This is a genomic window from Reyranella sp. (assembly GCF_044224635.1).
In the GTDB taxonomy this organism is placed as follows: domain Bacteria; phylum Pseudomonadota; class Alphaproteobacteria; order Reyranellales; family Reyranellaceae; genus Reyranella.
Map to the genome: position 1 here is coordinate 40,716 of NZ_JBGAKA010000014.1, position 17,735 is coordinate 58,450.

Below are 17,735 nucleotides of genomic sequence, written 5' to 3' on the forward strand. Positions count from 1 at the left end.
CCTTGTTCCCTTCCCTGAAGCGCCGCGTGTCGAGCCGCGGCGTCACCGTCGGCACTCTAGCGGGGAAGGGCGGGGTGGCCTAGATGCTTCCGGCTGCCTTGATCTCGCCCGATTTGATTGAGACGGCTGCCGTCGTTGGAAAGGAAAGTGCGATTTCGATCTTTGTCGATGCCGATGCCTGCCCCGTGAAATCCGAGGTTTATCGCGTGGCCGAGCGCTATGCCCTCAGGGTCTACGTGGTGAGCAATGCGCCGATCAGGGTGCCGCCGAGCCCGCGCATCGAGGCGGTGGTCGTCGGCGACAGGTTCGATGAGGCCGACGACTGGATCGCCGAACGCGCGGGACCCGGCGATATCGTCATCACCGCCGACATCCCGCTCGCCGATCGCAGCCTCAAGGCCGGCGCAGAGGCGATCGGCAACACCGGCGTGCCATTCACGCCTGCGTCGATCGGCATGGCGATGGCCAGTCGCGAGTTGCTGTCGCATCTGCGCTCGATGGGTCAGAACGCCGGCGGCCCCAAGCCGATGTCGCCCCGTGACCGCTCGCGCTTCCTCTCGGCGCTCGACGAAGCGGTCCAGAAGCTCCGACGCCGGGCAGGCGGCTCTTCCCCCTGACCCATGGCCGGGACCGCGCCATTTCAGGGCGGCGCTTACGCCGCCTGAAGTGGCGCGGTCCCGGCCATGGGCCGTGGTCTCGATCAGGCTGCCTGCTTTGCCCTCATGGCGGTCGAGGAGCGCGGGCAGCCCACCTGGGCGATCCGCCGCAAGCGACCCATATCGCCGGCATTCGGCCCGATTCGTCTGCTCAACTGGCCGCGGCTGAGCATCCAGTGGCACGGACCGGCGTTGGCGAGGTGTGAAGTTCATGTCGGCGTTGAAACGAATTGGTTTGGCGACCGTCGCAGTCTTCGGCGTCCTGGCGCTCCTGGCCGTGGGCGCGCCGTACATCATCGATGTCGACGCCTACAAGCCCGCCCTGGTCCAGGCAGTGAAGGAGGCCACCGGCCGCGAGCTGGTGATCGCGGGGCCGCTCAGGCTGTCAATGTTCCCCGAGCCGCGCATCAGTGCCCGCCAGGTCCACTTCGCCAATGCGGTTGGCACCGAGGGCGCGCAGATGCTCGACGTGCGCTGGATCGGTGCTTCGCCTTCCTGGCCGGCGCTGCTGCGCGGGCGACTCGAAGTCGGCCGGCTGGTCCTTTACCAGCCCAACATCACCCTGGAGACCGATGCGGACGGCGTACCCAACTGGCAATTCAAGCCGGGCGCGGGAGCTACCCAGGCGGCTGGTGCGCCGGCCAGCGGCTTCCATCTCGCGGTGGGCATCCTCAAGATCGTGCGTGGGACGCTGAGCTACACCAATCCGCAGACACGCCGGACCATAAAGGCGGAGGATATCGAGGCCACAGCCTCGGTCGGATCGCTCGATGGGCCGTTCTCCCTGTCCGGCACCGCCAGGCTCAACGGCGCGCCACTCACCGTCGACTTCAAGCTCGCTGCCGCGAGCCCGACCGGCCACGCCACGACGCTCGGCGTTGCCTTGCCGAGCGGCAAGCTCGACTTCATCGGCACCGTGAGCAAGGTCGCCCCTGACGCCGACGTGAAGGGGCATCTCGTGGTGTCGACGGACGGGCTGACCGAGTTCGTTACCGCCCTGGTAAGCGCGACTGGACAGGCCGCGCCGGCGTTCGATGGAGCGGTATCGGGCCGCTTCGCCTTCGACGGTGACATCGACGTGTCGGCGACGCGTCTGGCGGTCAGCAATTTCAAGACGTCGGTGGACAACGAGACCGCGACCGGCTCGCTGGTCGTCGAGCAGGGCAAGGGGCCGAACTTGCGCGGTCACCTCTCGCTGCCGAAGGTCGATCTCGAGAGATGGCTCGCGCTGATACCCAGGCTCGGTGCCCTGGGCGCGGCGCCACAAGCGGCTTCCGCCGACAAGCCGCCAGCCGGCGGGGCTCCGCCGCCTCTGCTTTCCCGTTTTCCTCCCGGCACCGAGGTGTCGCTGGTCGTGGTTGCCGCGGAACTTGCCTACCGCAAGGGAACGGTGCGCGACGTCGCTGTGGCGATCGAGATCCACGATGGCGCTGTCACGGTGTCGCAACTCAAGGCGGTATTGCCCGGGGAGATGGTGTTGCAGGCCACGGCCAAGTCGATACCGATAGCCGGGTCGACAGCCTACGGGCCGGGGTTGGGCATCCAGGTGACCGGCGACATCAGTCTCAGCGGCACCAGGCTGCGCGAGACGCTTGCCTGGCTGCAGATCGACACAGCCGCGATACCGTCGACCGGGCTGCAGGCGTTAGCGCTTAGAGGCAAGCTGGCTTCGACTGCCAGCGGCGCACAACTGAACGACCTTGCGGTCGAGCTCGACGGGCAGCGCGCGACCGGCAGCGTCAGCGTGAGCCTGGCCATGCCCTTCACCTCGGCCGTGACCCTTCAGCTCGATCGCTTCGATCTCGACAAGTATCTGCCGGTCGAGCGGCCAGGCGTGCCGCCGTCGCCTCCGGCCGACGCGCAAGCCGCCACGCCCCCGCCGGCGGCGCCGGGCCCGCCCGACAAGAACGAGCCCGTCGCTGCGCTGAAGATCAAGGTGAACAGTCTCGTCCTGCGCCAGCAGAGCCTCACGGGTGTCGAAGGCGACGTATCGTTGCAGGGCAGTCTGCTCAAGGTAACGACGCTCAAGGTCGCCGACGTCCTGGGTGCAAAGCTGGACGTCCAGGGCAGCGTCGGCGACGTCGCCATCGCCCCTCGCTACGATCTCAACTTCACCCTCGCCGCACCCGACGCCGACCGGCTGTTCGCCTATGCCGGCCTGCCGAGCTTGGGCAGCAACAAGATCGGGGCGCTGTCGGCCAGCGGTGGCGTGGCCGGAACCCGCGACGTGCTGATGTTGCGCAACGCAACCCTGTCGGCGATGGGGAGCACCGGACGGGCCACCGGCACGCTGGTTCTCGGCCCGAACCTCCGCTTCGACTTCTCGAGCTTCGCGCTCGAGATGCCGGAGGCCGGCCGGGTCCTGTCGGTGGCCACCGGGCAGGCGCACGCGGCCCTCGGGGCAGTGTCCGCCGCCGGCACCTTCAAGGGCGATGCCTCGCAGGTGGCATTCAACGGCAATGTCACGGCGCTCGGAACGCCGATGATTGGCCAAGTTGGCGCCACCAACCTCAAGGCAAGGCCCAACGTCACGGCGAACCTTCGGGTGCCTGGAACGCTCGATCTCGACCAGTGGCTCGGCGTGTCGGCCGGTCCGACGGCCGCTGCGACCGGCGGAGCCAGTGCGAGCATACCCCTGCCGGCGCGCCAGCAGCGCACGGCGACGGGCAAGGCGGTCGACCTCGCGGCGCTGCGCTCCTTCGATGCGATGCTCACGCTGGAGACCAGCGCGGTCGCCGTCGCCTCGGTGCAGGTGAACTACGCCGACCTCCAGGCGAGCCTGCGCAACGGCGTCCTCAAGATCGCCAAGCTGACCGGCCAGTTCTACGGCGGCGCCGTCGATTTCGGCGGGACGATCGATTCGACCCAGGGTGCCCTCGATGTCGACCTCGCGGGGAGCCTGCAGGGCATCTACCTCGGCGAGATGCTGCGCGGCGCCGCCGGCACCAACGTGTTCGGCAACGCCAACCTGATGGTGTCGGTCGACGGCAAGATCACCATTATGGATATCGCTCTGACGGGGCGCGGCGCGTCGTTCGGGGAGATCCGCGATTCCCTGGCCGGCAAGGGCCAGACAAGCGGCTACATCTACCCGTCGGTCACCGGCGGCTCGCTGAGCTTTGCCTCCTTCGCCACCGGGATCGCCAGCATTTTCAGCACCGAGATGGGCTTCAGCTCGGCGGTCCTGGCCGCCTTCATCAACCAGAAGATCACGTTGGCGGGCGAGCTTCAGCTCGCCGGCGCCTCGCTCACCCTGCACGACCATACGGTGCAGGGCGGAAACGCCGTTGCGCAGATCAACAGTCACACGAGCCTGACCACGGCGGCGACGGAGACCACGATCGCCCTCGATGTCGGGCGGTCGGGCAGCATCGACTACACCATGACCGTCTCGGGGCCGGTGTCGTCGCCGTCCATGAATGTCCGAAGCGGTCGCTAGGCAGCCCGGTTCTTCAGGATGTCCCAGGCGCGCCGGAAGGCCTGCGCCATCTCGTCGGCCGGCATGGCGCCGGAAAACAGGACATGGCCCTGCAGGGCGAAGCTCGGCACGCCCTGGATGCCGCAGTTGCGCGCCATGCGATCGGCGCCGATCACTTCCTTCAGGCCCTCGTCACCCGACAGCATCTCGGTCACTTCCTCGGGATTGAGGCCCCCTTCGGTGGCGAGATCGGCCAGCACCTTGGCGTCGCCAATATCGGCGCCATTGCAGAAATAGCCCTCGAACAGCGCTTCGACGACCGCGTCCTGCATGCCGCGCTGGCCGGCCAGCCGGATGACCCGGTGGGCGTTCAGCGTGTTGGGCGTGCGGGTCAGGCGATCGAGGTGGAACTCGAGGCCTACATTGGCGGCCGCCTCGGTGATCCGTTCATCGAGCTGGCGTGAACGCTCGGCGCTGCCGAACTTCTTGAGGCGGTACTCGGCCCGGTCGACACCCTCGCGCGGCATGTCCGGATTGAGCTGGAACGGGTGCCAGGCGACGGTGAAGCGCAGGTGCTGCCTTTCCACCAGGTCGAGCGCACGTTCGAGCTGGCGCTTGCCGATATAGCACCAGGGACAGATCACATCGGAGATGACGTCGATCCGACCAGCCGGTTGTGCCGTGTTCATGGCGTTTCCTTCCCGATTGCGCAGAAGCCTATACCCGCGGGAAAGTACGAGCAACGAGGAGACATCCGACCATGCAAAACCCGACGTTTCATTCCGCCCTGATTGTCGGCACCGGCCCGGGCCTCAGCGCCTCGCTCGCCCGACTGTTTGCCAGGAACGGCCTGCAGGTGGCGGTGGCCGCGCGCCAGACCGACAAGCTCACCGGGCTGTCCAAGGAGACCGGCGCCACCGTCCATGCCTGCAACGCCGCCGATCCCAAGGACGTTGCCGGCCTGTTCGACGCCCTGGACACCGCCGGGCGGACGCCCGATGTCGTGGTTTACAACGCCAGCAACCGGGTGCGCGGCCCGCTGGTCGATCTGCCGCCGGACGACGTCAAGCGGGCGATCGAGATCAGCGCATTCGGCGGCTTCCTCGTGTCCCAGCAGGCCGCCCGGCGCATGCTGCCCAAGTCGCATGGCGCCATCTTCCTCACCGGGGCGACCGCCGGCGTGAAGGGCTTCGCCCTGTCGGCGACCTTCGCCATGGGCAAGTTCGCCCTGCGCGGCCTGGCGCAATCGATGGCGCGCGAGCTCTCGCCCAAGGGCATCCATGTCGCCCATTTCGTGATCGACGGCGGCATCCGCGCCGCTGCCAGGCCGGTGCCGGCCAACGATCCCGACAGCCTGCTCGATCCCGACGCCATTGCCGAGACCTACTGGGCGACATTGATGCAGCACCGCAGCGCTTGGAGCTGGGAGATCGAGGTGAGGCCGTGGGTGGAGAAGTTCTAGATCTCAGAGTTTCTCGACCCCGGCGCGGGCGCAATCCTCGTCTTCTTGTGCAGTGCCGCCGCCGACGCCGCAGGCGCCGACCAGGACGCCGTTGCGGAAGATCGGCACGGCGCCCTGGCCATAAAACATGTGATTGCCTTCGGCAGCGGCGATGCCGCGCAAGGTCGGATGGTCGGCGCGTGGGGTCAGGTCGCCGCTCGGACGGCCGAAGGCGGCCGAGGCCATGGCCTTGCCCTGGCTGCCGAAGGAGCCGGCCCACATGGCGCCATCCATGCGCTGGAAGGCAAGCAGCCGCCCGCCGGCATCGCACACCGCGATGTTCATCTTCGCGCCGATCTGGTGCGCCTTCTCGATGGCGCCGGCGATCACGCGATTGGCATCCGCAAGGGTGAGGGTCATTTGGGTTCGTCCTTTCCGGTCAGCACGCCAGCGCGATGCTAGAGCGGTTTGCGCTCAGGTGAAACCGCGAGCCGTTCCCTCGAGGGTGCGCCACTTGAGGCGGAGCAATCTCCACCGGCGGTGATGCTCGTCTCACTCTCCTCCCCGGCTCCGCTGGGGAGGTGTCCGCGAAATCGCGGACGGAGGGGTCATGAGCAACCCCTCTTGTGCCCTTGACCCCTCCGTCGCGTATGACGCGACACCTCCCCAGCAAGCTGGGGAGGGAATGAGTAGAGCGCCAGGCCGGCAGAGGCTACTCCGCCTCGAGTGGCGCGCTCCCGGCGCATGAGTGCCACGACGTGGTGCTGCTCGATCGAGAACGCGCGCAGGGGGCAACGGCACATTCTGTCCGGTTGTACCAGCCAAACGGAATGTGCTCGCTAGCGCCTGTTTGTCGAACGCCAGCCTGGCGGCGAGGTCGACGAACACCGTTGCCAGAAAGTACTGTGGCAGGCGACCGAGGCGGCGAGCGCGTGGCAATAGGTGCCGACCTGGATGCCGGCCAGGGTGGTGAAGCCCGAGGCTCTGCCCTGGCTCAGCTGCGCGAGGCGATCAGCAGCATGTCCGGGCCGGGCGTGGCCGTCAGCGCCAGGCAGGCCACGGCGAACAGGGCAAGGGTTGGCAAGCCGGGCATCAGCGAAGAGCCTCCTGCAGCAGGCCGAGCGCGGCGTGAAGGTCCGGCAGCACCTTCACGCACTTGGCGCGGATTTCCGGCGACGGTTGCAGGATGTCGGGCACCATGATCGCCATCGTCCCGGCGGCATGCGCCGCGGCGAGCCCGACGCTCGAATCTTCGAAGGCGAGGCAGCGCTCGGGTGCGACGCCGAGCCGCCGCGCCGCCTCGAGATAGACATCGGGATGCGGCTTCGGCCGTTCGACGTCGTAGCGCGTGGCGATCGCCGCGAAATGCCGGCGAAGGCCGGCGCGCCCGAGATAGCGTTCGGCCGTGGTCGGCCGCGACGAGGTGGCGAGGGCGCAAGGCAGGCCGCGGCCCGTCAGGAACTCAAGCAGCTCGACCGCGCCCGGCTTGACCGGTACGTCATCGGCCAGGATGCGGTCGGCGTGGGTGCGGAAGCTCGCCTGGAAATGGTCGACGCGGAAGTCGGGCCCGAAATGTTCCTGGATCAGGATCTCGCACTCGGCGGTCGGCACGCCGATCATGGCGTGGCACAGGCTGATCGGCATCTCGACGCCGATCGTCGTCGCCGCCTGCCGGTAGGCCTCGATGTAGACGGCCTCGGTGTCGATCAGCAGGCCATCCATGTCGAAAAGGGCAGCTTCGATGGGTTTCCCGAACATGGTTTCGTTCTAAGCTCCGATCGGGAAACGACAAGCGGGAGATTATTCATGCGCATCCACAATCTTTATGTCGACGACAAGGGCGAGACCCATTTCCGCGACATCGAGGTCGAATGGAAGCAGGAGGGGCGCGGCGGCAAGACCTCGGCCACCTTCCCGGCGACCGGCATCATCTTCCGCGAGACGCCGGGCACCTACGACTACGAATGGCATCCCGCGCCGCGCCGGCAATACATCATCAATCTCGACGGCGCCGTCAGCATCCAGGCGAGCGACGGCGAGACGCGCATCATCGGCGCCGGCGAGGTGATCCTGGTCGAGGATACCAGCGGCAAGGGGCATTTCTCGAAGGCGGTCGAGGGCAAGATGCGCCATTCTATCTTCGTCCCCATCGAGTAAGAGGTTGTCATGAACGTCCAGACCGTCCTCGACCCGACGAACGATCTCGTGGAGCAGGCCAAGCGCGTCCTGCCGGGCGGTAGCTTCGGCAACATGCCGGCCGAGGTGATCCTGCGCGAGGGCAAGGCGGGGCGGATCTGGGACGAGGCCGGCCGCGAGTATGTCGACTTTCTCCTGGGCTCGGGGCCGATGTTCATCGGCCACGCCCATCCCGAGGTGACGGCGGCGGTGCAGGCCCAGGTGCCGCTGGGCACGACCTATTTCGGCAACAACCGTCACGGCATCGCGTTGGCCGAGGCGATCTGCGACGCCGTGCCGTGCGCCGACCAGGTGCGTTTCGTCTGCTCGGGCACCGAGGCCGATCTCTACGCCATGCGGGCGGTGCGCGCCTTCCGCAAGCGCGACAAGGTCCTCAAGTTCGAGGGCGGTTATCACGGCATGAGCGATTACGCGCTGATGTCGCTGGCGCCCAAGCGGCCGGGCAATTTCCCGCGGCCGACGCCCGATTCGGCCGGCATCCCGAAGTCGGTGCAGGACGAGATGCTGGTCGCGGCGTTCAACGACATCGACATGGTCGAAAGCCTGATCGAGGAGCAGAAGGACGAGCTGGCGGGCGTCATCGTCGAGCCGTTCCAGCGCCTGATCCCGCCCAAGCCCGGCTTCCTGCAGGCGCTGCGCGCGGTGACGGCAAAGCATGACATTCCGCTGATCTTCGACGAGGTCGTGACCGGCTTCCGCTTCGCCTATGGCGGCGCCCAGGAATACTACGGCGTCACGCCCGATCTCTGCAGCCTGGGCAAGATCGTGGGCGGCGGTTTCGCCCTCGCCGCGATCGCCGGCCGCGCCGACATCATGAAGCATTTCGACCGGCTGGCGATGACCGACGAGGATTACATCTTCCAGGTCGGCACGCTGTCGGGCAATCCGGTAGCCGCGGTCGCCGGGCTGGCGACGCTCGAGGTGCTGAAGCGGCCCGGCACGTATGAGCAGGTCTTCGCCACCGGGCGCGAGCTGATGGCGACGCTGTCGGAGCTCCTGCAGAAGGCCGGCCTCAAGGCCCAGGTGATCGGCGAGCCGCCGCTGTTCGATGTCGTCTTCACCGACCAGCCGATCAAGGATTATCGCGACACGCTGAAGGGCGATGCGACAATCGCCAAGCGGTTCAATCAGCTCCTGCGTGCCCGCGGGATCATGAAGGGCGAAAGCAAGTACTATGTCAGCTTGGCCCATACCCGCGCCGACATCGACCACACGATCGGCGCCTGGAGCGATGCGCTGAAAGAGCTGACGTCTGGAACCGCCTGAGACGGCGGCGCGTGGACTGTTCGTCAGCTGCCGCGGTCATCTCGGTGGCGGCAAGGGCGGCGTCCAGCTCTGCACGCACGAATTCATCGAGGTCGTCGAGGCAGCCGGCGTCTCGCCTTCGCTCGGGCAGTGGTTGGCGGGCAAGTACGCACTGTCGACTATCTCGGCACGCTCGACGATGCGGCGCTGGCGGTCGAGGCGTCGTCGTGAACGTCTTCCAGCGTGACGTTGCGCGGGTCGCCGCGAGCTCGCTCTCGCTTCCTCGTGTGGCCGCAATGATGCGGCAGCTGCTGGCGTGAGGCCTCTTCTCCTCCTATGAAAATCGGGGCGGGCACCGCCCCGATTTTCTCAGCATCGTGGTGCGCGCCGGCGTGCGGGGGGCCTCCCCAGCGAAGACGCTGGGGAGGAGAAGAAAATCACGGTCCCTCCATTCCCTTTTTCTTCAGGATCGGCAGGTTCCCCGGGTCGGCCAGGGCGCGCAGCAGCTCGGCGGCTGCCGCCGGCTCGCGGGATGCGGTGGCGATGCCGCCGGAGTACATCGTGTAGTGCTGGACATCGAGCGGCAGGGGACCGACCAGGACCGCGCCGGACACGACCAGAATCTCGCTGGTCTGCTGCATGCCGATGGTGGCGTCGCCGCTCACCACCTTCTCGGCCACCAAGCCGCCGCGCACCAGCACGCTCTTGGGCTTGAGCTGCTCGGCGATGCCAATCCTCTCGAACAGCTTGGAGAGGTAGATGCCGCTCGAGCCACCCGAATCAGGGTCGATGTAGGCGACGGCGCGCGCCGCCAGCAGGCTCTGCTTCCAGGCATCGACGGTCGAGATGTCTGGCAGCGGCGCGCCCTGCTTGACGGCGACGCCGATGCCGGAGCGGACCAGCGGCTTGCCGCTGCTCTGGACGACCTTGTTGCCGAGAAACTGCGCCATGCCGGTGGGCGGCATGACGATCACGTCGAAATGCTCGCCGGCGGCGAGGCGCTTGGCGAGCCCGCCCGCGGTGTCGTTCTCGATCGTCACCTTGTGGCCCGTCTTCCTCTCGAATTCGGGCACCAGCTCGAGCGCCACCGGCTTGAAGGCGCCGGCCGTGAGCAGCTTCAGGTCGGCGGCCGAGGCCGGGGTGAAGCCGATCAGGCAAAGGCAGAGGGACAGCACGATGCGCATGGCGGGGGTCGCTCCTAGGCAGGCTTGCCCATGATGTATGGCTTCAGGGTCGCGTACATGAAGGCGTGTGTCGGCGTCGGCACGCCATGCTTCCTGCCAAGCTCGACGACCTTGCCGGAGAGCCAGGGAAGCTCGATGCGATTGCCGCGCAGCAGGTCGACCGCCATCGAGGGGATGAGATTGGGTGGGGCGGCTCGATTGAAGCCGAGAGTACGCTCGACCGCATCGGCGGGCAGGGGTACGCCGGCGGCACGGCCGACGGCGGCGACCTCCTCGTAGGCGGTCGTGAACCATGGCGCGATGTCCGGGTCGTCGCGCAGCTTGCCGATGGGCAGGCGCGCCACCGACATGATGCCGGCATTGGAGGCGAGCAGGATGAACTTCATCCAGAGCTCGCTCAGGATCGACGGGCTCAGCACGACGTCGATGCCGGCCGCGTGGGCGGTCGCCGCGAAAGCCTCGGCGCGCGGGCTCGTGCGCCCGTCGAGCTCGCCGAACACGATGCGCATCACGGTGCCGGTCTGGCGGATCACGCCGGGCTCGGCGATGGTCGCGCTGATATTGGCGACGCCGCCCATCACGGCGTGCCTGCCGATGATCGGCTCCAGCCGTTCGGAGGCGTCGACGCCGTTCTGCAGCGGGATCACCGCGGTGTCCGGACCGATCATCGGCTTGATCGCTTCGCCGGCGTTCTCGACGTCCCACAGCTTGACGCAGAACAGCACGACATCGACCGGGCCCACGCTGCGCGGGTCGTCGGTCGCCTGCGTCGGCAGCAGGTGGGTGTCGCCGCGCGGGCTCTCGACGCGCAGGCCCTTTTCCTTCATCGCGGCGAGATGGGCACCGCGGGCAATGAAGGTGACGTCGGCGCCTGCCTTGGCGAGCGCCGCGCCGTAGCCGCCGCCGACCCCGCCTGTCCCGACTACCGCGATACGCATGTCACGCTCCCCAACACGATCCGACCGGTCACGCAGGCCAGCACCTCGCCGTCAGCCTGCTCGAGATGCAGCGCATGGTCGGCCGACAGATCGAAGGCTTCTTCCCCAAGCCGCGCGACGGCGGCCCCGCCGGGACAGTAGGCGATGTGGCGGCCGGAACCCAGGTGCCGGCTCTCGCCGGCCTCCAGAACGGCAAGATCGAGCATCACCTTGCTGCGATCTCCCAGCAGGTTCAGCACCTCGACGGGGCCTGCCTCGAGGCGGCTCGTGATCGCGAGCTCCCCCGCAAAGCGCACCGGCTTGAACGGCACCCGCACGTCGATCTCGCCGTCCGGCGTCTCGAGCACCAGGCCGTGACCGGCGACCAGCATTTGCATGCGGTCGAATCCGGCGTAATCGGAGAACGGCCCTGATGCTGTGATCGGCGTTCGGCTGAAGCGCCAGAGCTCGCCATCATGGGCAATGTCGGTCGTGACCCCGCCGCCGTTCTTCCACGACGTGCGGCGATAATCCTGGGGTTTGAGGAGATGCGCGCTCATTCTTCGCCCTGGGAATCTGGTAGGAAATGGACACATCTCGAATCCCTCCTCCGTAATCGGGCAGGGCATTGGCATATGGGCGCACTTTTCATTCTCCTCCCCAGCGAAGCTGGGGAGGCGAATGAGAGAGCGCTATATGCGAATGCCCTGCGCAATCGGGGGAGGGACGCCAAGTGTGTCTCCTCCCTGGCGGCGACGCGGGAGGGGAGTATTGGTTCCTCATGCGGCGGCCACCGTGCCTTGGGCCAGCAGGGCGTCGATGTCGCCCTCACTATAGCCATGCTCGGCCAGGATCGACCGCGTGTGCTGGCCGGTAAGCGGTGCGATGGCGCGCGGCGTGCCGTCGAGGGGCGGCTGCATGCCCGGCAGCGCCGGCACCGGGACAGGCTGGTCGAGGCCGGCCTGGGCGAGCCATTGGATCAGGCCGGTTTCCTGGACATGAGGCTGCTCGAGGAATTCGGCGTAGCTGTTCAGCCGCTCATGCATCAGCCGCGCCTCGGTGAGCCGCCGGTTCCATTCGGCCCACGGCCGTGCGGCGAGCGCCGGCCGGACGATGGCGTAGAGCGCCACGTCGTTGGCGAGGCGATTGGCGGGCGAGTTGAACCTCGTGTCGTCCGCCAGTGCCGGCAACTCCATGGCGCCGCACAGCGCCCGCCAGTCGCGATCGTTGATGGCCACGATCGACATCCAGCCATCGGCGATCTTGAACACGCCGCCGGGCACGCCGCCCGGCTTCATCGTGCCGCCCTCGAGATGGCAGGCCATCAGGCGGATCGACTGCAGTGCCGTCGCCGCCTGCATCAGGCTGGCGTCGAGATAGCGGCCGCGCGCCTCGTCTCGGCGGGCATAGAGCGCGGCCGACAGACCCTGGAAGGCATAGAGCCCGGTCGACATGTCGACGACGATCACCGGCACGCGGTGCGGGATGCCATCCTCGCCACGGTTTTCCATCATCAGGCCGGTATAGGCCTGCAGCACCGGGTCCATCGCCGGCCGCTCGGAGAGCGGTCCGTTCTGGCCGAAGCCGGAGATCGAGAGGTAAAGCAGTCGCGGCTCGCGCGCGGCGACGGCGGCATAGTCGAAGCCCAGCCGGCCGATGACGCCCGGCCGGAAGCCTTCCAGGAAGACATCGGCGCCTTCGAGCAGGCGCCACAGCACCTGCTTGCCGGCTTCCGCCTTGAGATCGATGGCGATGCTGCGCTTGCCGAGATTGCCGATGATCGAGAAGGCCGAATGGTTGCCGTAGCGCGTGCCCAGCGTGCGCGCCCAGTCGCCGTCGCCGATGCCTTCGACCTTGATGACGTCGGCGCCGTGCTGGGCCAGCAGCATGGCGCAGTAGGGGCCGGCGATGCCCTGGCTGAGATCGATAACCTTCAGCCCGGCGAACGGCGCATCGTAGCTCATGCGAGCTTGACCAGCATCTTGCCGAAATTCTCGCCGCGCAGCATGCCGATGAAGGCGCGCGGCGCCTTGTCGATGCCTTCGACGACATCCTCGCGGTACTTGAGCCTGCCGCTCCTGATCCACTCGCCCATCTGGCGGCGCGCCGGCGCATAGCGTTCGGCGAAGTCGGTGACGATGAAGCCGCGCGCCGTCACCCGCTTGCCGACGAAGGTGCCCATCAGGCGCGGTCCCATCGGCGGCGTGGCGGCGTTGTATTGCGAGATCGAGCCGCACAGCGCGACGCGGCCGAACGTGTTGATGTTGCGCAGGACGGCATCGGAGATCTCGCCGCCGACATTGTCGAAATAGACGTCGATGCCGTGCGGGCAGGCGGTGCGCAACGCTGCGTCGAGATCCGTCTCCGCCTTGTAGTCGAGGCAGGCGTCGAAGCCGAGCTCGCCGGTGACGAAGCCGCACTTCTTCGCGCCACCGGCGATGCCGACGACACGGCAGCCCATGATCTTGCCGATCTGTCCCACCACCTGGCCGACCGCGCCCGAGGCGGCGGAGACGATGATGGTCTCGCCGGGCTTGGGCTGGCCGACATCGAGCAGGCCGAAATAGGCGGTCATGCCCGGCATGCCGAGCACGCCGTTGGCTGTCGAGATCGGCGCGACCGTGGCGTCGACGATGCGCAGGTTCGGTCCGCCGCCGATCGCGTATTCCTGCCAGCCGAGCCGGTCCTCGACGATGTCGCCCGCCTTGAAGCGCGGATTGTGCGAGGCCACGACCTCGCCCACCGTGCCGCCGGTCATGACCTCGTTGAGGCCGACCGCCGGCGCATAGGACGCCGCGTCGCGCATGCGGCCGCGCTGATAGGGATCGAGCGACAGGTAGAGCACCTTGACCAGCACCTCGCCGTGCCTGGGCTCGGGCACGGGAACTTCCTCGACCCGGAAGTCCGTCTCGGCCGGCTCGCCGGGCGGCCGGCGCACGAGGACGACGCGTCGATGGGTCTTGGGAATGGCAGCCATGGGGTTCGCTCCGGGATCGGGTGTGGCCGATACCATAGCGCACGGCCCGCAAGCGGCAACGCAATGGCTCGGGGGGTTCCTCGAGGTGTGCGGCAGGCGGACACCGCGACTCCCCGCGTCAAGCCACGGCCGCCAAACCGGTGATTGGCAGTTCGCCCATTTCGCCCGGCTAGTGGTATCAGGTTTGGCAATCGAAGCGGACGGCCTCCGCGGGAGAGCGCAATGCCGGTCATCAAGCAGCTGAGCTTCATCGGACTCGAATATGCCTTCGCACCGGAGAAGGCCTACGGCATGTCGCGCGGCGGCGGCCATCGCCGGCAGGGCGGACTGGTCGAGGTCGAGACCGATTCGGGCGTGCGCGGTGTCGGCGAGGCGTTCGGCAACCCACTGGTGACGCGCGAGTATTTCCGCATGGTCGAGCCGATGTTCACGGGCCAGAGCGTGTTCGACTTCGACCACATCGAGGCCCGCGCGAGGAATGCGATGTACCATCTGGGTGTCGGCAATCAGCTCACCGCGTGCCTGGCGGCCATCAACGTCGCGCTGTTCGACGCCATCGCCCGCGGCTTCGGCGTGCGGCTGTGCGACCTGATCGGCGGCTGTGGTACCACGCGCATTCCGGCCTATGCCTCGACCGGGTTCTTCAGCCGCGATCCGGACCGCCAGCTCGAGCACATGCTGGCCGAGGCGGCCGGCCATCCCTACGCCGGCGCCAAGATCAAGATCGGCCGCGGCATCAGGGACGACGTCGCCCGGGTGGAGCTCGCCCGCCAGATGCTTGGGCCGGACAAGCTCCTCATGGTCGATATCAACGGCGCCTACACCGCCGACGTCGCCCTGGAATGCGCGCGCGCCATAGAGCCCTTCGGCATCCATTGGATCGAGGAACCGCTGCCGCCCGGCGATCTGCGCGGCTATGCCGAGCTGCGCGCCCGCTCGCCGATCGCCCTCGCCGCTGGCGAGGCGCATCACACCGTGCGCGATTTTCGCGCTCTGATCGACGGACGCTGCGTCGACATCGTGCAGCCCTCGATCCCCGGCACCGGCGGTCTTACGGAGGCCAGGCGGATCGCCACCCTGGCGCACGCCCAGAACCTCAGGGTAGCGCCGCATGTCTGGGGCGGCGCGATCGGCCTCGCCACCGCCTGCCATTTCATCGCCGCCCTCCCGGCGACGCCGCACACCGACCATCCACCGTATCCGATGATGCTCGAGTACGACATGAGCGATAACGCGTTGCGCACGAGGCTGCTGCGCACGCCGCTCGCGCTGGAGGCCGGCCACGTGCTGTTGCCCGACGGGCCCGGCCTCGGAATCGAGCTCGATCGGGATGCGGTGGAGCGCTACCGGGTGTGCTGATCATTCTCATGCTCCTCCCCAGCGCAGCTGGGGAGGAGCATGAGAGCGCCCATATGCCCTGGCCCGGGCGGGGACAGGAGCATGAGGGGAGACGTGGCCGAATTCCGTGGGATTTGCTGACCGTCGCGGGTCATGCCAAAGTTTCGCCTGACCGAACGAAATGCTCTTGGGGGGATTCGCGCATGAAACAAACAACGCGCCGGGCCTTTGCCGCCGCAGCCGGTCTCGTCACGCTCGGCGTGGCCCTCGGGGCTGCTGCCCAGCAGCCGGTGAAGATCGGCGTCATCTATCCGCTGAGCGGCAACTCGGCGAGCGCCGGCAACTATTCCAAGATGGCGATCGAGGTCGGCGCCGACGTCGTCAACACCGGCAATGCCGAATTGGCCAAGCTCCTGCCCTTGGCCAAGGGCGGCGGGTTGCCGGGCCTCGGCGGTGCCAAGGTGCAGCTGATCTTCGCCGATAACCAGGGCACGCCGGCGGCTGGCCAGAATCAGGCGCTGCGCCTGATCTCCGAGGAGAAGGTGGCAGCGCTGATCGGCGCCTACCAGTCCGGCATCACCGTCACCGCGAGCGCCATCGCCGAGCGCCACGGTGTCCCGTTCCTGACCGCCGAGTCGGTCGCCGCCAACCTGACGGAGCGCGGCTTCAAGTGGTTCTTCCGCACCACCCCGGTCGCCCTCGATTTCGCCCGCGCCTACTCGTCCTTCCTCAAGGAGCAGAAGGCGGCCGGCCAGAAGGTCGGGTCGATCGCGCTGGTGCATGAGAATACCGAGTACGGCAACTCGGTCGCCGGCGTGATCGCCGATCAATTCGGCAAGGACGGCCTGCCGGTCACCCAGAAGATCGCCTATTCGGCGAACTCGAGCGACGTCCAGCCGCAGGTGCTGCAGCTCAAGGAGAAGAACCCCGACGTCGTGATCTTCGTCTCCTATACGTCGGACGCCATCCTCTACGCCAAGACGATGAAGGAGCTGAACTGGAAACCCGCGATCATGATCGCCGACAATGCCGGCTTCAACGATCCCGCCTTCATCAAGGCCATGGGCTCGACGGTCGAAGGCCTGGTCAATCGATCGGCCTATGCCGGCGGCAAGCCGGGCAGCGTGCCGGCGCTCTTCAACGATCTCTACAAGGCGAAGGCGGGCGTCGATCTCGACGACGTCTCCGTGCGCGGGCTGCAGGGCTTCCTGGTGATGGCCGATGCCATCAACCGCGCCGGCTCGACGGAACCCGCCAAGATCCGCGACGCCCTCAAGGCGACCGACCTGCCGGCCAGCCAGATGGCGGCGGGTTACGACGGCGTGAAATTCGACGACAAGGGCCAGAACGTGCTTGCCTCGAGCCTCGTCACCCAGCTGCGCGGAGGCCAGTACCTGGCGATCTGGCCGAAGTCGCGCGCCACCACCGAGGTGATCCTGCCGTACAAGGGCTGGTGAGCGGTCGCAGGGTAGCGTAGGGGCGCGGGCAGGGTGTCGGTCACCCTGGCGCAGGTGATCGTGAGCGGGCTGCTGCTCGGTGCGGTCTATGCCCTGTTCTCATCGGGCCTCACCCTGATCTGGGGCATGATGAACGTCGTCAATTTCGCGCACGGCGACTTCGTCATGCTGGGCATGTACACCGCGGTGGTGATCTGGACGGCGCTGGGCGGCGGACCGTTCGCCGCCGTCCCGGCCGCCGCCATCGTCATCGCCACCCTGGGCGTGCTGAGCTACTTCCTACTGGTCCGCCACATCATGCGGGGGCCGATGCTGGCGCAGATCCTGGGCACCTTCGGCTTGGCGCTGTTCCTGCGCTATGTCGCCTTCTGGACCTTCGGCGCCGACTTCCGCACCTTGCCGGACACGCTGGTCGGCGGCTCGTTCCAGATCGCCGGCATCCGCTTCGAGGGCTCGCGCGTGCTGGCCGGCGGGATGGGCCTCGCGATCACGCTGATCCTGCATCTCGTGCTGACCCACACCGCGGTCGGCAGCCGCATGCTGGCGGTGTCGGAAGATGCGACAGCGGCGCAGCTCATGGGCATCCGGCCGCAGCGCATGCAGGCGCTCGCCTGGGGCATGGCCGGCGCCGCCACCGGCATCGCCGGCGCCCTGATCGCCAACTTCTTCTACACCTCGCCGACTGTCGGCGAGACGCTCGCCATCCTGGCGTTCGTCACCGTCTCGTTCGGCGGCTTCGGCAGCGTCCTCGGCGCGCTGGTCGCCGGCCTGATCATCGGCGTGGTCGAATCGCTGTCGGCCTATCTGGTCGGGCCGGTCTACAAGGACGTCATCGTCTACATCCTGTTCGTGCTGGTGCTGTGGTTCAGGCCGCAAGGCCTGATGGGGAAAGCATGATGGGTGGGG

16 protein-coding genes and 1 pseudogene are annotated in these 17,735 nt (G+C 67.6%); 8 read left to right on the forward strand and 9 right to left on the reverse strand.

The genetic code is table 11. The features are described from left to right. Window positions 1-83 precede the first annotated feature (83 nt). Together ACILR9_RS14655 and ACILR9_RS14660 are read left to right on the forward strand one after the other, a co-directional pair. A complete protein-coding gene (locus ACILR9_RS14655) occupies window positions 84-617 on the forward strand; it encodes a YaiI/YqxD family protein (protein WP_395710679.1) in 534 nt (177 codons plus the stop codon). A gap of 250 nt (window positions 618-867) precedes the next feature. Further along, entirely contained in the window at window positions 868-4,095 is a 3,228-nt protein-coding gene (locus tag ACILR9_RS14660) for an AsmA family protein (protein WP_395710680.1), read from the forward strand. On the opposite strand, the gene ACILR9_RS14665 is transcribed toward ACILR9_RS14660, so the two are convergent. Then, a complete protein-coding gene (locus ACILR9_RS14665; protein WP_395710681.1) occupies window positions 4,092-4,763 on the reverse strand; it encodes a DsbA family oxidoreductase in 672 nt (223 codons plus the stop codon). The genes ACILR9_RS14660 and ACILR9_RS14665 overlap by 4 nt on opposite strands. Window positions 4,764-4,834: 71 nt before the next feature. On the opposite strand from ACILR9_RS14665, the gene ACILR9_RS14670 reads away from it, so the two are divergent. Further along, entirely contained in the window at window positions 4,835-5,536 is a 702-nt protein-coding gene (locus ACILR9_RS14670; protein ID WP_395710682.1) for an SDR family NAD(P)-dependent oxidoreductase, read from the forward strand. A gap of 3 nt (window positions 5,537-5,539) precedes the next feature. Here the strand turns inward: ACILR9_RS14670 and ACILR9_RS14675 are convergent, their stop codons facing one another. The 3 genes and pseudogenes from ACILR9_RS14675 to ACILR9_RS14685 all read right to left on the reverse strand — a co-directional run bounded on the left by ACILR9_RS14675 (window position 5,540) and on the right by ACILR9_RS14685 (window position 7,273). Next, window positions 5,540-5,935 carry a heme-binding protein gene (locus tag ACILR9_RS14675; RefSeq protein WP_395710683.1) on the reverse strand — a complete coding sequence of 132 codons (396 nt, stop codon included), beginning with the start codon at window positions 5,933-5,935 and terminating at the stop codon, window positions 5,540-5,542. A gap of 476 nt (window positions 5,936-6,411) precedes the next feature. Further along, window positions 6,412-6,608, reverse strand: a pseudogene (locus ACILR9_RS14680) (LysE family translocator); the annotation flags it as partial. Then, entirely contained in the window at window positions 6,608-7,273 is a 666-nt protein-coding gene (locus ACILR9_RS14685; RefSeq protein ID WP_395710684.1) for an HAD family hydrolase, read from the reverse strand. The pseudogene ACILR9_RS14680 and the gene ACILR9_RS14685, both read right to left, overlap by 1 nt. A 48-nt stretch (window positions 7,274-7,321) precedes the next feature. Between ACILR9_RS14685 and ACILR9_RS14690 the strand changes: the two genes are divergently transcribed. Beyond that, window positions 7,322-7,672 carry a hypothetical protein gene (locus tag ACILR9_RS14690; RefSeq protein WP_395710685.1) on the forward strand — a complete coding sequence of 117 codons (351 nt, stop codon included), beginning with the start codon at window positions 7,322-7,324 and terminating at the stop codon, window positions 7,670-7,672. A gap of 9 nt (window positions 7,673-7,681) precedes the next feature. Then, complete coding sequence (locus ACILR9_RS14695; protein WP_395710686.1) at window positions 7,682-8,977, forward strand: aspartate aminotransferase family protein; 1,296 nt, start codon at window positions 7,682-7,684, stop codon at window positions 8,975-8,977. A 416-nt stretch (window positions 8,978-9,393) separates the two neighbouring features. On the opposite strand, the gene ACILR9_RS14700 is transcribed toward ACILR9_RS14695, so the two are convergent. From ACILR9_RS14700 to ACILR9_RS14720, 5 genes are all read right to left on the reverse strand, one after another. Then, window positions 9,394-10,140 carry a substrate-binding domain-containing protein gene (locus ACILR9_RS14700; protein WP_395710687.1) on the reverse strand — a complete coding sequence of 249 codons (747 nt, stop codon included), beginning with the start codon at window positions 10,138-10,140 and terminating at the stop codon, window positions 9,394-9,396. 14 nt (window positions 10,141-10,154) lie between these two features. Further along, window positions 10,155-11,078 (reverse strand): 2-dehydropantoate 2-reductase, encoded by a 924-nt coding sequence (locus ACILR9_RS14705; RefSeq protein WP_395710688.1) that lies wholly within the window; start codon window positions 11,076-11,078, stop codon window positions 10,155-10,157. Continuing rightward, the gene (locus ACILR9_RS14710) at window positions 11,063-11,617 is read right to left on the reverse strand and encodes a HutD family protein (protein WP_395710689.1); all 555 of its coding nucleotides are present in this window, start codon (window positions 11,615-11,617) and stop codon (window positions 11,063-11,065) included. Before ACILR9_RS14710 ends, ACILR9_RS14705 begins: the two co-directional genes overlap by 16 nt. Before the next feature lie 219 nt (window positions 11,618-11,836). Beyond that, entirely contained in the window at window positions 11,837-13,021 is a 1,185-nt protein-coding gene (locus tag ACILR9_RS14715; protein ID WP_395710690.1) for a CaiB/BaiF CoA transferase family protein, read from the reverse strand. Then, on the reverse strand, window positions 13,018-14,034 hold the full coding sequence (locus ACILR9_RS14720; protein WP_395710691.1) for an NADP-dependent oxidoreductase: 1,017 nt from the start codon (window positions 14,032-14,034) through the stop codon (window positions 13,018-13,020). The genes ACILR9_RS14715 and ACILR9_RS14720 overlap by 4 nt, the downstream gene beginning before the upstream one ends. Before the next feature lie 222 nt (window positions 14,035-14,256). On the opposite strand from ACILR9_RS14720, the gene ACILR9_RS14725 reads away from it, so the two are divergent. The 3 genes from ACILR9_RS14725 (at window position 14,257) to ACILR9_RS14735 (ending at window position 17,726) form a co-directional block, all read left to right on the forward strand. Continuing rightward, a complete protein-coding gene (locus ACILR9_RS14725; protein WP_395710692.1) occupies window positions 14,257-15,393 on the forward strand; it encodes a mandelate racemase/muconate lactonizing enzyme family protein in 1,137 nt (378 codons plus the stop codon). A gap of 182 nt (window positions 15,394-15,575) precedes the next feature. Continuing rightward, window positions 15,576-16,829, forward strand: coding sequence for an ABC transporter substrate-binding protein (locus ACILR9_RS14730; protein ID WP_395710693.1), 1,254 nt, complete (start codon window positions 15,576-15,578; stop codon window positions 16,827-16,829). Window positions 16,830-16,862: 33 nt separating this feature from the next. Further along, window positions 16,863-17,726 carry a branched-chain amino acid ABC transporter permease gene (locus ACILR9_RS14735; RefSeq protein ID WP_395710694.1) on the forward strand — a complete coding sequence of 288 codons (864 nt, stop codon included), beginning with the start codon at window positions 16,863-16,865 and terminating at the stop codon, window positions 17,724-17,726. Window positions 17,727-17,735 lie beyond the last annotated feature (9 nt).

Coding starts and splice junctions, on each gene's coding strand:
- ACILR9_RS14720 (WP_395710691.1), bottom strand. CDS start 14,034: ATGGCTGCCATTCCCAAGACCCATCGACGCGTCGTCCTCGTGCGCCGG.
- ACILR9_RS14725 (WP_395710692.1), top strand. CDS start 14,257: ATGCCGGTCATCAAGCAGCTGAGCTTCATCGGACTCGAATATGCCTTC.
- ACILR9_RS14715 (WP_395710690.1), bottom strand. CDS start 13,021: ATGAGCTACGATGCGCCGTTCGCCGGGCTGAAGGTTATCGATCTCAGC.
- ACILR9_RS14660 (WP_395710680.1), top strand. CDS start 868: ATGTCGGCGTTGAAACGAATTGGTTTGGCGACCGTCGCAGTCTTCGGC.
- ACILR9_RS14665 (WP_395710681.1), bottom strand. CDS start 4,763: ATGAACACGGCACAACCGGCTGGTCGGATCGACGTCATCTCCGATGTG.
- ACILR9_RS14710 (WP_395710689.1), bottom strand. CDS start 11,617: ATGAGCGCGCATCTCCTCAAACCCCAGGATTATCGCCGCACGTCGTGG.
- ACILR9_RS14690 (WP_395710685.1), top strand. CDS start 7,322: ATGCGCATCCACAATCTTTATGTCGACGACAAGGGCGAGACCCATTTC.
- ACILR9_RS14695 (WP_395710686.1), top strand. CDS start 7,682: ATGAACGTCCAGACCGTCCTCGACCCGACGAACGATCTCGTGGAGCAG.
- ACILR9_RS14705 (WP_395710688.1), bottom strand. CDS start 11,078: ATGCGTATCGCGGTAGTCGGGACAGGCGGGGTCGGCGGCGGCTACGGC.
- ACILR9_RS14685 (WP_395710684.1), bottom strand. CDS start 7,273: ATGTTCGGGAAACCCATCGAAGCTGCCCTTTTCGACATGGATGGCCTG.
- ACILR9_RS14730 (WP_395710693.1), top strand. CDS start 15,576: ATGAAACAAACAACGCGCCGGGCCTTTGCCGCCGCAGCCGGTCTCGTC.
- ACILR9_RS14675 (WP_395710683.1), bottom strand. CDS start 5,935: ATGACCCTCACCCTTGCGGATGCCAATCGCGTGATCGCCGGCGCCATC.
- ACILR9_RS14655 (WP_395710679.1), top strand. CDS start 84: ATGCTTCCGGCTGCCTTGATCTCGCCCGATTTGATTGAGACGGCTGCC.
- ACILR9_RS14670 (WP_395710682.1), top strand. CDS start 4,835: ATGCAAAACCCGACGTTTCATTCCGCCCTGATTGTCGGCACCGGCCCG.
- ACILR9_RS14700 (WP_395710687.1), bottom strand. CDS start 10,140: ATGCGCATCGTGCTGTCCCTCTGCCTTTGCCTGATCGGCTTCACCCCG.